Source organism: Tateyamaria sp. syn59, from assembly GCF_007995245.1.
Taxonomy (GTDB): Bacteria; Pseudomonadota; Alphaproteobacteria; order Rhodobacterales; family Rhodobacteraceae; genus Tateyamaria.
Map to the genome: position 1 here is coordinate 450,952 of NZ_VCBA01000002.1, position 12,528 is coordinate 463,479.

Below are 12,528 nucleotides of genomic sequence, written 5' to 3' on the forward strand. Positions count from 1 at the left end.
GCTCACAGTCCGGCGCACTACGGAGGAAACACTCAATGAAATATCTGATTGCAGCCGCATGCGTGGCCGTCGCGGGCGCAGGGATGGCGCTGGCCGATCCTGTTGTCGGCACCTGGAAAACACAAGTGGATGACGGTGCATATGCCCATGTCGCCATGAGCAAATGCGGCGCGAAAATCTGTGGCAAGATCGCCAAAGCCTTTGACGCCAACGGCCCGATCGCGTCGGAAAATGTCGGGAAACAGCTGGTGTGGGACATGGAACCACAGGGCAACGGAAGCTACGCGTCCGGCAAGATCTGGCAGCCCTCGACCGGCAAGGTTTTCAAGTCGAAAATGGCATTGAGCGGCAACACGTTGAACGTGTCGGGCTGTGTCGGACCCTTCTGCAAGAAACAGACGTGGTCGCGCGTCAACTGATCAATTGATCGACTGATGTGAATGTCCCGTGCCTTTGAGGTGCGGGGCTTTTCTTTTCAGGGTTTCGATCCGGCGCACGCGGTTACGCTGCTGCGCCATCCGGAAAGAGCGCCATGCAATATGTGCTGTCGCTGACGCCGTTCACGCGGATGTCGTCCCTTAGCGTTCCTTCGACCTGAAACCCCATGCTGCGGTAGAGGTGACAGGCGGCGGTGTTTGATGCGCGCACTCGAAGTTCGATCTTGGCGAAGCGTTGCGTGCTCACATCCGCCAAGGCCCGGCTGAGCAGCGCGCGCCCCAGCCCGTGCCCCCGGTAGGTCTGCAAAACGCCGATGCCCAACACGCCGATATGGCGCCGGACCGCTGCGCTGTGGGGCAGGATATCGCACCAGCCGACAACGGCGTCCCCATCAACTGCAACAAGATGCGTGAAGTCGTTGTCGATGTTTTTTCGCACGAAGTCGCGGGTGCTGCCCAGCGGCGGTGCTTCGACGGATTGCAGATACTTCTTCTCTCGCGCGACGGCATCCACGGTGCTGTGGAATGCGCGCACATGAGACATCTGGATAGGAACGATTGGGACGGGCATGGGCTCTATGCTGTAAACCGGGTGGCCAGACTGCGCGTGGCGGGCCTAGGGAGCAACTGCTGCGCGCCTCATCGGCGCTTTCCGGCGCAATGGCGGCAGCGCTACAGTTTTGACGAGATGATGCCGGTGTTGAAGCCGCCCATGCGCAGCTCGCCAAAGAGGCGCTGGTATTCGATCTTGGGGCAGCGGTTCTGGATCACTGTCAATCCGGCGGCGCGCGCCTTGGCGGCGGCATCTGCGTGGGTGACGCCGATTTGCATCCATATCGTCTTGAGGGTCGGCAACTGGTCCATCGCCGCGTCCACGATGTCTGGCACCGCGTCAGAGCGCCGGAATATATCGACCATATCCACCGGCGCGTCGATGGCATCAAAGCTGGCCACCACGGTCTGACCGAACAGCATCTGGCCCGCATAGACCGGGTTCACAGGGATCACGGTGTATCCCTTCAGGGACAGATAGCGCGCCACGTAATAGCTGGGCCGCACCGGGTTGGTTGAAACGCCCACGACGGAGACCGCCTTGGCGCCCGTCAGCACCGATTTCAGATGCGCGTCGGTATAGGTTTCTTTCATGCGGTCCCCCCTGCCCAGCCTAGGGCCCGCGCATGGTCCCAAAAAAACGCCCCGATCGCAAAGCGAAAGGGGCGCGAAGGTGCGGAACGAGGGACAGTGATTAACCAGCAGGGGTTCCAAACCTGCTGTTCAACACTTCAGATAAGATGTTCTGAAGGATGTGAAAGACCCTCTCTCAAATCTGTGAACGAAACCTTAAATACGGTTTTCGCGCAGTTCCTTGCGAGTTTCCGTCAGTCAAAGATATCCTCAATGATATCAAAGGCGTCTTCGAACATGTCCTTCCAGCGCGATTTGCGTTTCTTGTATTTTTTCTTGGTGGGTTTCGGCCGTGGGGGCTGGCGGACTGTCGATGGACGGACCAGTTCGCGGTCGCCCGACTTCTTCTTGGGCAGCATTTTCAGGTCGTGCAGCGGCGCACCACAGCTGGAACAGGCCAGTTCGTGGCGGTTGCGCCCCGAAAGAACGAGGGCGGCGCGGGTGCCGCAATAGCAGCAAGTGGCGATTTTCGTCGGGTGGGCGATGGTCGCCTCCTATGCGTGATCCTTGGACGCATATAATGCGATTGCCGCGGCATTTGAGACGTTGAGTGACCCAAACCCGCCTGCCGCGTCGATTTTGACCAGTGCGTCGCAAGTCTCTCGCGTTTTCTGGCGCAGGCCGGGCCCTTCGGCACCAAGGACAAGGGCGACGGGACGGTCCTTTTGCCCCTGCAAAGCAGTTTCGATGGTCTGCTCTGCATCGCCATCAAGGCCCAGAACGGTGTAGCCCATGCCCTGCAGCGAAACGATGGCGTCCGACAGGTTGCGCACCCGCACATAGGGTTGCCGTTCCAGCGCGCCGGAGGCGGTTTTTGCCAAAGCGCCGGTCTCCGGCGCCGAATGGTGGCGCGTGCCGATGACGGCAGACGCGCCCAGCACCTCCGCCGAACGCAGGATGGCGCCTACATTGTGCGGGTCGGTCACGCGGTCGAGCAGGATCAGACGTGGCGCCGCATCTCCTATGGCCACATCCTCAAGGGTGCCCCAATCGAGCGGCTTGACCTCAAGTGCGGCCCCCTGGTGGACGGAGCCCGGATCAATCGGAGGCCTGAATTTGCGCGGGTCAATGACATCAGCAGTGATGCCTGCCGTCGCGATGGCATCCGCCAGCTTGTTCTGGGCATTCAGGGTCACCATCAGCCGCAGTTTTTCGCGCCGCGGGTTCAGCAGCGCATCGCGCACGGCATGCAGACCAAAGAGCCAAACAGTGGCTGCGGCATCGGCCTTTTTCGCCTGCTCTTTCTCGACCACCCATTTGGGTTTTTTCATCTCGTCACCTTTGGCATTGGCCGGGGATTTTCTACCTTGACCCCCGATATGCGTCCCGGTAATCACGCGCTCACGCCAACCGGGCTTCACGCTCTAATGGCGCAGTGGGCGACAGGCCGCAAGGTGTGGCAGGGGACTGTAACTCCCTCGCGGAGACGCACGCCTGGTTCGATTCCAGGGTCGCCCACCATCTTGTCCAAGCATAGTTGCCGCTCAAGTGGTCGGGCCCAAGTAGCTTGAAGACAGAGCCTTCTCGCTGTGCCGCATCTCCTCAGTCGACGGATCAAGACCCCGGCAATGCGCGCATGAAAGCCGCGGGGCCGATCACAATTTCCAACTGTCAGACAAAATGGACAGATTGGACTTGGGACAAAGCGCATGCTGTTGCTAGGGTTGCGCCAGACCGCGTGACCTAAAGTAAGGAAAACACCGCATGAATGTGGCCGAAGCCCTGGTGATGGTGATGCAGGCATGGGGGATCATCGGTGCCGTCGTCGCGGCGGTTTTCCTGACAATCGGGATCGACCGGATCGACGCGGATGCGCGCGGTGCCTACATCTTTCGTCCCCTCCTCATCCCCGGTGTGCTGTTGATCTGGCCGCTGGTCCTGTGGCGCTGGTGGCAGACAGAAACGGAACGCGCGGCCTGGGCCGAACGCTACCGCCCCGTTCGCGCCTCGTATGGTATCGCCGTCGTGCTGATGAGCCTTGGAATTGTCGCCATTGTTACCCTCGGCCTCAGCGTGCGCCAAAGCTGGCCCGCTGACATCGCCCCTTTGCAATTGAGCGAGGGGGCGCGCCAATGAGCGTCAAATACATCCCCGTTCAGTGGAACCGAAACAAGTGGATCTACGACGCCGTGATGCTGACCGGTGTGGCTCTGTTTTTGTGGGTGTTCCTGTATCTCACGCCGGAGGTGCTGAGCCACGAACAGCCCGTCACGGCGCAGATCCACAACGCCCGCGCCTTCGGGGCCTGTGCGTTCGTCATGCTGACCGTGATCCTGTGTATCGGCCCGGCGGCGCGGCTAGATCGCCGGTTCCTCCCACTTCTCTACAACCGCCGTCATTTCGGGGTCATGACCGCCTTTGTGGCGCTGACCCATGCCGGGTACATCCTGAACTGGTACTTTGCCTTTTCCAGCACGGACAAGCTGGTGGGCCTGCTTTATGCCAATGCAAGCCTGGGTCAGATCGCGGGCTTTCCCTTTGAGCTCTTTGGCATTTTCGCCCTGATCTGCCTGTTGATCCTGGCGGCCACGTCCCATGACTTCTGGCTGAAGTTCCTGACGCCGCCCATCTGGAAACGGCTGCACTACCTGATCTACGCCGCCTATTTCTCGGTCGCGGCCCATGTGTCGCTGGGCATTCTGCAGGACCAGAAGAACCACGTCTTTACGGTGCTGTTCATTCTGGGTGCAAGCGCGGTGATCGTCCTGCACATCGCCGCATGGCTGTCGGAACGGCGCGAGATTGCGGCCAAGGACGGCGCCTGGGCCGAGGTGGCGTGCGTCGGCGACTTCCGAGAAGGGTATGCCAAGATCGCAAAGCTCGCCAACGGCGACCGTGTGGCCGTCTATCTGATGGAGGGCAAGCTGAGCGCGATTTCCAATGCCTGCGCCCACCAGAACGGACCCTTGGGCGAGGGCAAGATCATTGACTGCCTCGTCACCTGCCCCTGGCATGGCTTCCAGTACGACGTCCGCTCGGGCCGCTCGCCCGCACCCTTCACCGAAAAGGTGCCTACCTACCGCTTGCGCGTCATTGGCGACATGGTCGAGGTGCATCCCGACGCCAACCCACCCGGCACCTATGTTGAGCCTGTGCCGCTGCCGGAACCGCCGCCGGACCCCGCACGGGACCCGGCTGAGCAAGGAGCGACGGCATGATCGAAAAGCCCTTCTTCGTCGGCTACCTGCCCGCCCCCGGACCTTTGCGCACATTCCTGCTGACCGTCTCGATCCTGCTGATCGCTGGGCTTGGTATCGCGGGCTTCCTGATGGGCGCCGCACAGGATGATCCCGGCCCCGGCGCCTTCCGCTTCGACTATGGCCGCCAGACGGTGACAGGCGTGGTCGAACTGACCCCCTACCCCATCCTCCACGTGACCCAAGGCGACGATCGCATCCAACCCGGCGATAGTTTTCTCATGACAGCGGGCGGCAAGTCGGGCGTGGACAGCCGGGCCGAACCTTTAAATGGACAGCTGGCTCAAGTGTCAGGCGTCGTGCTGGAGCGCGGTGACCTCTACATGCTGCAACTGCGCAGCGGACGGAACGGCTTACAAGCAGCGGAGGGCGACGCGCCCGTGATCGCGCCTGAACCGCAAGGACGCTGGAAACTCGCGGGCGAGATCTGCGACGGCAAATGTCTCGCTGGCGCCATGCGGCCCGGTCGCGGCCTCGCTCACAAGGCTTGCGCAAACCTGTGCCTGCTGGGCGACGTGCCCCCCATCTTTGTCTCGACCCAACCCGTGCTGGGCGAGGAATTCCTGCTGGTCACAGGCGCGAACGGCACCCGCCTGCCCCGCGCGGCCTACGACTACATCGCACAGTTCATCACCGCCGAGGGCGAGATCACCAAACGCGGCGATCTGCTGGTGTGGGAGATCGACGTGGACACGATCGAGGTGACGGAATGAAACGCATCTTCTGGCTGTCCGTCGCCACACTGACCGCCGCCATCCTGTTCTATGTTTCGCGTTTCTGGGACTTTCGCCTGTGGTCCCGCGACGGGCTGTTCGGGGTCGAGGCGCTGCGGCCCCAAGGAGACCTCGTTGCGCGATGGCTGCGGGGCACCGATCTCGCCCCGTTTGAGTTGCTGATCTGGGCCGTCGGCGCCTTTCTGGTGCTCACGCTGTTGCAAAAGCTCTACGATCTGCTGAACCCGCCCCCCGAGTGACGGCATCCGGGGCTTTTCCCGTCGCACGTGCCGCGTATACAGTCGCCACAAGCAGATCCGGCAGGCACATGACACGTCCCAAAACCAACGCTCCGCCCACGTTCAATATCGCCCTTGTGGGGCAAGCCGGGCGGCTGGGATATGAGGCGGTGCTGTTCGTGGCCTCGCTGCGGGCCAAGAGCCCGGATTTTGCAGGCCGCGTGCTGGTCGCCGAACCGCAGCCCGGCCCGCTCTGGTCCCGTGATCCACGCATGCCCGGGGACGTGCGCGCCGCCCTTGACGCCATGGGGGCCGAGGTGGTGCCCTTCACCAACAGGCATTTCGGCGAAACCTACCCCTACGGCAACAAGATCGAGATGCTGACGGCGCTGCCCGAGGCCGAACCGTTTGTCTTTTTCGACAGTGACACGCTGGTGCTGGGCGATCTGTCGGCTGTGCCGTTCGACTTTGACCGCCCCTCCGCCTCTTTGCGGCGCGAGGGGACATGGCCAGAGATTGAACTCTACGGGCCGGGCTATACCGAGATCTGGAAGTCGCTCTACGACCGCTTCGGCCTGGAGTTCGAGACCAGCCTCGACCTCTCCGAACCGGATGAATACTGGAAACGCTACCTCTATTTCAACGCGGGCTTCTTCTTTGGCGCCTGCCCGCATGCATTCGGCAAACGGTTCCTCGAATATGCGCTGTCCATCCGAGACGACCCGCCTGGCCCGCTTGTGTGCCAATCGCTGAACCCATGGCTGGATCAGGTTGCACTGCCGCTGGTCATCCACAGCTTTGGCGGCGGGCGCGACAGTGCGGTGCATGACCACCTCGATGGGGCTGTGACCTGTCACTACCGCATGTTCCCGCTGCTGTATGCCCGTGAAAGTCAGGTGGTCATCGACACGCTCGAAGAGGTCACAGCCCCCAACAAGATCAAGAAGGTGCTCAAGGGCCACGAGCCGATCAAGCGCATGGTGTTCCAGGGCCGCGGCGCCAAGGTGCGTGCGCTCTTTGACCAGAACGACATGCCCCGACGCGAGCAGGCAATCCGCAATCGCATCAAGTCCAACGGCTTCTGGATGCGCTGATGCTGTGACGCAGCGTAACGCCCCGAATTGACCATTTCGAGACGCCAGGGGTCGTTTTTAGGCTTCCCCAGCGGAAGGTGGGTTATTATTTGACCAGTCAATAAAAAACCCCAACCTCATAAACGGATGACTGCGATGCCCCAGTCTACGGAACGTTTTTTGACGATGCTTGCCCACGCGTTTTGCACCGATCGGCTCGATGCAGTGACGCAGAATTTCACCTATCCCCTGCCGCTTTACACCAAGGGGGAGCTGCTGGTGTTCGGCGCGCCCCATTCCTTAAGCGAAGCGCTGAGCATGTACCGCGAGGCCGCGCGCAGCGCAGGTATCGTGCGGATGACACCCCGCATCATCGCAGCTGGCTTGCCGCACAAGGGATATTCGAACCTTTGGGTCGAATGGGACCACTTCGACAGCGCCGACGCCCTGATCTGCACCAGCCAGGTGCGCTACGCGATCTTTCAGGACGCCATGGCGCTGCACCCAAAGATCGAAATGATCGACTACACCTGCCTTGGTCTGCCCGACGTCTGCGACGCCCTGCCACTTTTGAAATCGGCCTGAGACGCGCGACGCACCGCGCGCCCTTGCCCCCTTCGGTGGCATTGCCTACTCATGCAGGCGATGACAGTGATCTTGCGCCGCGCGCAGGAAGTGGGAGACAGACATGACCGACGGCCCCCAATACGGCTTTGACACCCTTCAGATCCACGCAGGCGCCCGGCCCGACCCGGCCACAGGCGCGCGGCAGACGCCGATCTACCAATCGACCGCCTTCGTGTTCCGCGACGCCGAACACGCCGCCGCCCTCTTCAACCTGCAGGAGGTCGGTTACATCTACTCCCGTCTGACCAACCCCACCGTAGCGGTGCTGCAGGAACGCGTCGCCACGCTTGAAGGTGGCGCAGGTGCGGTCTGCTGTTCGTCGGGTCACGCGGCGCAAATCATGGCGCTGTTCCCGCTGATGGCACCGGGCCTCAACGTGGTGGTTTCCACCCGCCTTTACGGCGGCACGGTCACGCAGTTCAGCCAGACCATCAAGCGCTTCGGGTGGGAGGCGACCTTCGTCGACTTCGACGATCTGGATGCGGTCAAGGCCGCCATCAACGACAAAACGCGCGCCGTCTTCTGCGAGGCCATCGCGAACCCCGGCGGCTACATCACCGATCTCGACGCGATCTCGGCCATCGCGGATGCGGCAGAAATCCCGCTGATCGTCGACAACACCAGCGCTACGCCGTACCTCTGCCGCCCCATCGAACACGGTGCGACCCTCGTCGTGCACTCAACCACCAAGTACCTGACCGGCAACGGGACAGTTACGGGCGGCGTGGTCGTGGACTCGGGCACCTTCGACTGGTCTGCCAACGACAAGTTCCCATCGCTCAGCGCGCCCGAACCGGCCTATCACGGCCTCAAGTTCCACGAGACCTTCGGCCCGCTCGCGTTCACCTTCCACGGCATCGCTATCGGCCTGCGTGACCTCGGCATGACCATGAACCCGCAAGCGGCGCACTACACGCTGATGGGCACCGAAACCCTGTCCTTGCGCATGGACAGACACGTTGAAAATGCGATCAAGATCGCCGAGTGGCTCGAGAACGACGACCGCGTCGATTACGTGACCTATGCGGGCCTCAAATCCTCGCCCTACTACGACCGCGTGGCCAAGATCTGCCCCCGCGGTGCCGGTGGCCTCTTCACCTTCGCGGTCAAGGGCGGCTACGATGCCTGCGTCAAGCTGGTGAACGCGCTGGAGATCTTCAGCCATGTGGCAAACCTCGGCGATGCACGCTCGCTCATCATCCACTCCGCGTCGACCACACACCGCCAGCTGACGGCAGAGCAACAGCGCGCCGCCGGGGCCGCCCCGGAAGTGGTACGTGTCTCGATCGGGATCGAGGATGCCGAGGACCTGATCGCCGACCTCGACCAGGCGCTGAGCAAAGCGGTCAGCTAAAGAGCAAGGGCGCAGGTCCACCCACCTGCGCCCGATTTTCCCTGTTTCGAAAAATCTCAGGGGAGTCGCGCGAGCGACGGGGGCTGGCCCCCTAAAAATGTCGTCGCGCTTTTGCGCGGCTATCGGATCACGGCTCCAGCGCGAACCGCATCGACACACGCGCGGTCACCAGCAATTCACCCGCCGCGATGGGCACATCCGCGGACCGGGCGGCAGCGGCGAACATCTCGGGCCGCGGCGTCCCACCCCCTTCGCTCAGGCTCAGCACTGGACCTAAGGTCAGACCAGCCGCACCGCTCAACTCAGTCGCCTTCTGCATCGCATCGCCCACAGCAGCAGATCGCGCTTCGGCTTCTGCCGCGCTGGGATCCTGCAATTCAAAGCTCAAGCCGTTGAACGTGTTGGCCCCGACGGCAAGCACCTCGTCGAGAATGCCGCCCAACGCATCGAGATCGCGCACACGGACGCGTACGGTATTGCGCGCCTCAAAGCCGGTGATCCTGCGCTCATTGGCGTCATACGCGCTCCATACGGGTCCCACGCTCAACTGCGACGTCTGCACATCGCGCACCGCGACCCCGCGCTCGGCCAGCGCGTTGATGAGGGCCGTGGCATCGGCACTCACCTGCGCCATGGCCGCCCCGGCTGTTTCGTCCACATGAACCACGCCCAACGAGATAACGGCCATGTCGGGCGTCACCGCGACCTGCCCCTCACCGGTCACCGACAGGACCGGCGCCTCGCTTTGCTGGGCCATCGCCAGCGGCGCCAGCAGCATCCAAAGCACAGCGGCTGCAATTGATAGTTTCATAACGTCTTCCCCTTATTCGCTCAGGTTGAAACTGGACATTCACCACCGCGTGAACAAGCCGATCACACGGCTTTTTCTTTGCATGGGCAAAGACCTGCTTTATCTTTGGCACATGCGCGCGGGGAGTTTCATTCAGCGCGACCAATTGGTATGGGCCAGACATGAAGCCTGAATTTGCGCTATCCTTGTCCTCTGACGGGATCCGCCTGCTGCACCGTGCGGCAGGAGGCTGGCGCGAAGTGGGCGCGGTGGATATCGGCAGCCCTACACTGGGCGACGACCTACACATGCTGCGCAAGCTCGCGGCCAAAGCAAAGATCAAGCGTGTCCGCTCAAAACTGATCATCCCGGATGGCCAGATCAAATACCTGACCATCGACACAGGCGACATCGACGAGGACGCACGACGGGAGGCTGCGCAACAGGCGCTGGAGGGGGCGACACCCTATCCCGTCGATAAGCTCGCCTTCGACATCTCTGCCGAAGGCGCCAAAACACATATCGCGGCCGTCGCGCGCGAAACGCTGGCCGAAGCCGAAGCCTTTGCTGTCGAACACAAATTCAACCCAGTCAGCTTCGTTGCGGCCCCCGAAGATGCGGGCTTTCTGGGCGAACCGTTCTTTGGCCAGACTGAGCACGCCGCAAAGATCCTGAAAGGCGATGCAACCGTTGTACCGGACGGCATCCGCGTGGTGGTGGTCTCGCATCCTGACCAAACGGCGGAGGCGAACAACGCGCCGGAAAACGCAAAAGCAGATATAGCTGACAGCCCTGCTCCGGCGGAGGATGAGGGACCGACGCCATCAGACGCCGCACCCGAAGCGGATGATGCGCCGCAAGAGCCCGCAAGCGAAAGTGCAGCGACATTCGCCGAGCCTCGGAAGGACGCAGATGCGCCCAAGGCACAGACGGATGAGAGCGGCGACGCGGCCAAGTCCGGAGACGCAGATACTCTGGATACGCCCGATGGATCAGACGCGCCCAAAGCCGGACGGGACACCACACCTGTTGCCGCAAGTACGGATACCCCCCACGCCGACAGCGCCGATGACGGTGCGGGCGCAGATGCCGACACGGCCAAGACTCCCGCGCTCATGGGCTTTGCAAGCCGCAGGCGGGGCAATGGCGCGGACGCCGCGCCACCTGCGGCCCTTGGCGGTGTGACCCGTGATCCGCCGGACAGCCGCCCGGCCAGGCGACTGACGATTTCGGACAGCCCGAACGAGGCGGCAGCACCTCCGCCGCCACCCGCGCTCAGCCCGCAACAGGCGGCAGCGCAAAGCCTGCGCGCCGCCCCCCCGATTGCAGACGTTCCTGCGCAGCGCCTCGACGCCGAAGAGCCGCCCGCCCGCAAGACGGGCTTTCTGTCGCGCCGCAAGCCCAAGCGCGTCCCACCGGCCCCGCCATCCGCCAGCGACCGCGCGGCCCGCACCGCAACAGCAGCCGCCAATGCCGAAGCGCAACGCATGACCGTCTTTGGCGCCCGCAGCGACGTTCAGGTGGGCGGGAAACCCCGGTTTCTGGGCCTGATCCTGACGGCCATCCTGCTGGTGTTCCTCGCCGGTGTCGCGGCCTGGGCCTCCGTATTTCTTGATGAAGGGCTGGCCAAATTCTTCCCCAAACGCGAGCGCACGCTTGCCTCGACCCTGCCCGCCGATGCCGAACGGTCGCTGGCCGAGGATGTGGGCGCCACGGTCGAACTTGAGCCGACCGAACAAAGCGATGACTCGCTGATCGTCGCCTCCCTGAACGAAGGGTTGAGCGATGGGTTGACGCCCGAGGAAGCCGCCGTGCTCGATGCGCTGCGCAACCCGCAACCGGATCCCACAGAGCAGCCGGAACTGGATCAGGCCGCGCTTGAGGCGCGCTATGCCGTTACGGGGATATGGCCCAAGGCGCCCGACATCCCGCCGGAACCGACCGGGCTGATCCAGCTTGAGGACCTTTATGTCACGGGCATCGACCCGGTCAGCCCGGCGCTTGATGCCATCGCGTTGCCCGATGCAGGCTCTTTCGTGACCGACGTGGCTCTGCCCGATGTCGCCTCGCCCCCTGCCGCTGGCACACGGTTCGCATTCGACGCCGATGGCCGCGTTGTCCCCACGGTCGAGGGCGCGTTGACGCCCGAAGGCTTTACCGTCTTCCTCGGCCGTCCGCCGGTTCTGCCACCTGCCGACCCGCGCAGCACCGCAGAGACGCCGGAGGCGGAACCCGAGACCCTTACACCGGACACCCGACAGTTGGCAGGCCAACGCCCGCGTGCGCGTCCCTCCGACCTTGTTGAACAGAATGAGCGTGCGACTTTTGGCGGTCTGTCACGGTCCGAACTGGCAGAGTTGCGACCACGCCTGCGCCCTGCAGCCCCGCAAGAGATCGCGACAGCCGTGCCCGAGACCGACACAGCAGCAGTGGATGAAGCTGTCGCAGAGGCGAACGCGGCGGCCAGTGAGCCGATCAGCCCGCTCGCCACGGCGCAATCTTACCGCCCGCAAACGCGGCCCCGCAATTTCGCACGAACCGTCGCACGCGCCACCAGCACGGCATCGGCCGCATCCGCAGCACCGCAGCGGGTGGCTGCCGTCGCCCCGCGCACGGTCACGCCCGCCATTCCCTCAACCGCATCCGTTGCGCGCGAGGCGACGGTGCGCAACGCGATCAACCTCAGCCGTGTGAACCTGATCGGGGTCTACGGAACGCCGTCGAACCGCCGCGCGCTCGTGCGTCTGCGCAACGGGCGCTATCAAAAGGTGGCAGTCGGTGATCGCTTTGACGGCGGGCGTGTGTCGGCCATTGGCGACAGCGAGTTGCGGTATCAAAAGGGCAACCGCAACCTCATCCTCAAGATGCCGAACTAGCCGGAAACCGGCTCGGTTTCCGGTGATTTTCCGACAC

General features: G+C 63.1%; 14 protein-coding genes and 1 tRNA gene. 10 read left to right on the top strand and 5 right to left on the bottom strand.

Going from position 1 to position 12,528, the window contains the following annotated elements:
• The first annotated feature begins 35 nt into the window (after positions 1-35).
• On the top strand, positions 36-419 hold the full coding sequence (locus FD715_RS05555) for a DUF2147 domain-containing protein (protein ID WP_147106398.1): 384 nt from the start codon (positions 36-38) through the stop codon (positions 417-419).
• A gap of 82 nt (positions 420-501) precedes the next feature.
• On the opposite strand, the gene FD715_RS05560 is transcribed toward FD715_RS05555, so the two are convergent.
• The 4 genes from FD715_RS05560 to rlmB all read right to left on the bottom strand — a co-directional run bounded on the left by FD715_RS05560 (position 502) and on the right by rlmB (position 2,893).
• Positions 502-981, bottom strand: a complete 480-nt coding sequence (locus FD715_RS05560; RefSeq protein WP_189799410.1) for a GNAT family N-acetyltransferase — start codon at positions 979-981, stop codon at positions 502-504.
• Between the two features lie 128 nt (positions 982-1,109).
• Entirely contained in the window at positions 1,110-1,583 is a 474-nt protein-coding gene (locus FD715_RS05565; protein WP_147106402.1) for a CoA-binding protein, read from the bottom strand.
• Positions 1,584-1,816: 233 nt separating this feature from the next.
• Positions 1,817-2,107, bottom strand: a complete 291-nt coding sequence (locus tag FD715_RS05570; protein WP_147106405.1) for a hypothetical protein — start codon at positions 2,105-2,107, stop codon at positions 1,817-1,819.
• A gap of 9 nt (positions 2,108-2,116) precedes the next feature.
• Positions 2,117-2,893, bottom strand: coding sequence for a 23S rRNA (guanosine(2251)-2'-O)-methyltransferase RlmB (rlmB, locus tag FD715_RS05575; protein ID WP_147106408.1), 777 nt, complete (start codon positions 2,891-2,893; stop codon positions 2,117-2,119).
• Between the two features lie 106 nt (positions 2,894-2,999).
• On the opposite strand from rlmB, the gene FD715_RS05580 reads away from it, so the two are divergent.
• From FD715_RS05580 to FD715_RS05615, 8 genes are all read left to right on the top strand, one after another.
• Positions 3,000-3,083, top strand: a tRNA-Tyr gene (locus FD715_RS05580).
• Between the two features lie 243 nt (positions 3,084-3,326).
• Complete coding sequence (locus tag FD715_RS05585; protein ID WP_147106411.1) at positions 3,327-3,698, top strand: hypothetical protein; 372 nt, start codon at positions 3,327-3,329, stop codon at positions 3,696-3,698.
• Positions 3,695-4,780: a Rieske 2Fe-2S domain-containing protein gene (locus FD715_RS05590; RefSeq protein WP_147106413.1), complete on the top strand. Its 1,086-nt coding sequence runs from the start codon at positions 3,695-3,697 to the stop codon at positions 4,778-4,780. Before FD715_RS05585 ends, FD715_RS05590 begins: the two co-directional genes overlap by 4 nt.
• Positions 4,777-5,532: a hypothetical protein gene (locus tag FD715_RS05595; RefSeq protein ID WP_189799411.1), complete on the top strand. Its 756-nt coding sequence runs from the start codon at positions 4,777-4,779 to the stop codon at positions 5,530-5,532. Before FD715_RS05590 ends, FD715_RS05595 begins: the two co-directional genes overlap by 4 nt.
• On the top strand, positions 5,529-5,792 hold the full coding sequence (locus FD715_RS05600) for a hypothetical protein (protein ID WP_147106417.1): 264 nt from the start codon (positions 5,529-5,531) through the stop codon (positions 5,790-5,792). Before FD715_RS05595 ends, FD715_RS05600 begins: the two co-directional genes overlap by 4 nt.
• 68 nt (positions 5,793-5,860) lie before the next feature.
• Positions 5,861-6,865 (top strand): hypothetical protein, encoded by a 1,005-nt coding sequence (locus FD715_RS05605; RefSeq protein WP_147106420.1) that lies wholly within the window; start codon positions 5,861-5,863, stop codon positions 6,863-6,865.
• Positions 6,866-7,069: 204 nt separating this feature from the next.
• The gene (locus tag FD715_RS05610) at positions 7,070-7,429 is read left to right on the top strand and encodes a hypothetical protein (protein ID WP_147106423.1); all 360 of its coding nucleotides are present in this window, start codon (positions 7,070-7,072) and stop codon (positions 7,427-7,429) included.
• A gap of 103 nt (positions 7,430-7,532) precedes the next feature.
• Positions 7,533-8,825, top strand: coding sequence for an O-acetylhomoserine aminocarboxypropyltransferase/cysteine synthase family protein (locus FD715_RS05615; RefSeq protein WP_147106426.1), 1,293 nt, complete (start codon positions 7,533-7,535; stop codon positions 8,823-8,825).
• A gap of 127 nt (positions 8,826-8,952) precedes the next feature.
• Here FD715_RS05615 and FD715_RS05620 read toward each other — a convergent pair whose 3' ends face one another.
• Positions 8,953-9,636 carry an SIMPL domain-containing protein gene (locus FD715_RS05620; RefSeq protein ID WP_147106429.1) on the bottom strand — a complete coding sequence of 228 codons (684 nt, stop codon included), beginning with the start codon at positions 9,634-9,636 and terminating at the stop codon, positions 8,953-8,955.
• A 161-nt stretch (positions 9,637-9,797) separates the two neighbouring features.
• On the opposite strand from FD715_RS05620, the gene FD715_RS05625 reads away from it, so the two are divergent.
• Positions 9,798-12,491 carry a hypothetical protein gene (locus tag FD715_RS05625; protein ID WP_147106431.1) on the top strand — a complete coding sequence of 898 codons (2,694 nt, stop codon included), beginning with the start codon at positions 9,798-9,800 and terminating at the stop codon, positions 12,489-12,491.
• The last annotated feature ends 37 nt before the right edge of the window (positions 12,492-12,528 follow it).

Bases quoted from the DNA above. Each gene is read 5' to 3' on its own strand.
- FD715_RS05585 (WP_147106411.1), top strand. From the start codon at position 3,327: ATGAATGTGGCCGAAGCCCTGGTGATGGTGATGCAGGCATGGGGGATC.
- FD715_RS05605 (WP_147106420.1), top strand. From the start codon at position 5,861: ATGACACGTCCCAAAACCAACGCTCCGCCCACGTTCAATATCGCCCTT.
- FD715_RS05560 (WP_189799410.1), bottom strand. From the start codon at position 981: ATGTCTCATGTGCGCGCATTCCACAGCACCGTGGATGCCGTCGCGCGA.
- FD715_RS05590 (WP_147106413.1), top strand. From the start codon at position 3,695: ATGAGCGTCAAATACATCCCCGTTCAGTGGAACCGAAACAAGTGGATC.
- FD715_RS05620 (WP_147106429.1), bottom strand. From the start codon at position 9,636: ATGAAACTATCAATTGCAGCCGCTGTGCTTTGGATGCTGCTGGCGCCG.
- FD715_RS05625 (WP_147106431.1), top strand. From the start codon at position 9,798: ATGAAGCCTGAATTTGCGCTATCCTTGTCCTCTGACGGGATCCGCCTG.
- FD715_RS05555 (WP_147106398.1), top strand. From the start codon at position 36: ATGAAATATCTGATTGCAGCCGCATGCGTGGCCGTCGCGGGCGCAGGG.
- FD715_RS05615 (WP_147106426.1), top strand. From the start codon at position 7,533: ATGACCGACGGCCCCCAATACGGCTTTGACACCCTTCAGATCCACGCA.
- FD715_RS05595 (WP_189799411.1), top strand. From the start codon at position 4,777: ATGATCGAAAAGCCCTTCTTCGTCGGCTACCTGCCCGCCCCCGGACCT.
- rlmB (WP_147106408.1), bottom strand. From the start codon at position 2,893: ATGAAAAAACCCAAATGGGTGGTCGAGAAAGAGCAGGCGAAAAAGGCC.
- FD715_RS05565 (WP_147106402.1), bottom strand. From the start codon at position 1,583: ATGAAAGAAACCTATACCGACGCGCATCTGAAATCGGTGCTGACGGGC.
- FD715_RS05600 (WP_147106417.1), top strand. From the start codon at position 5,529: ATGAAACGCATCTTCTGGCTGTCCGTCGCCACACTGACCGCCGCCATC.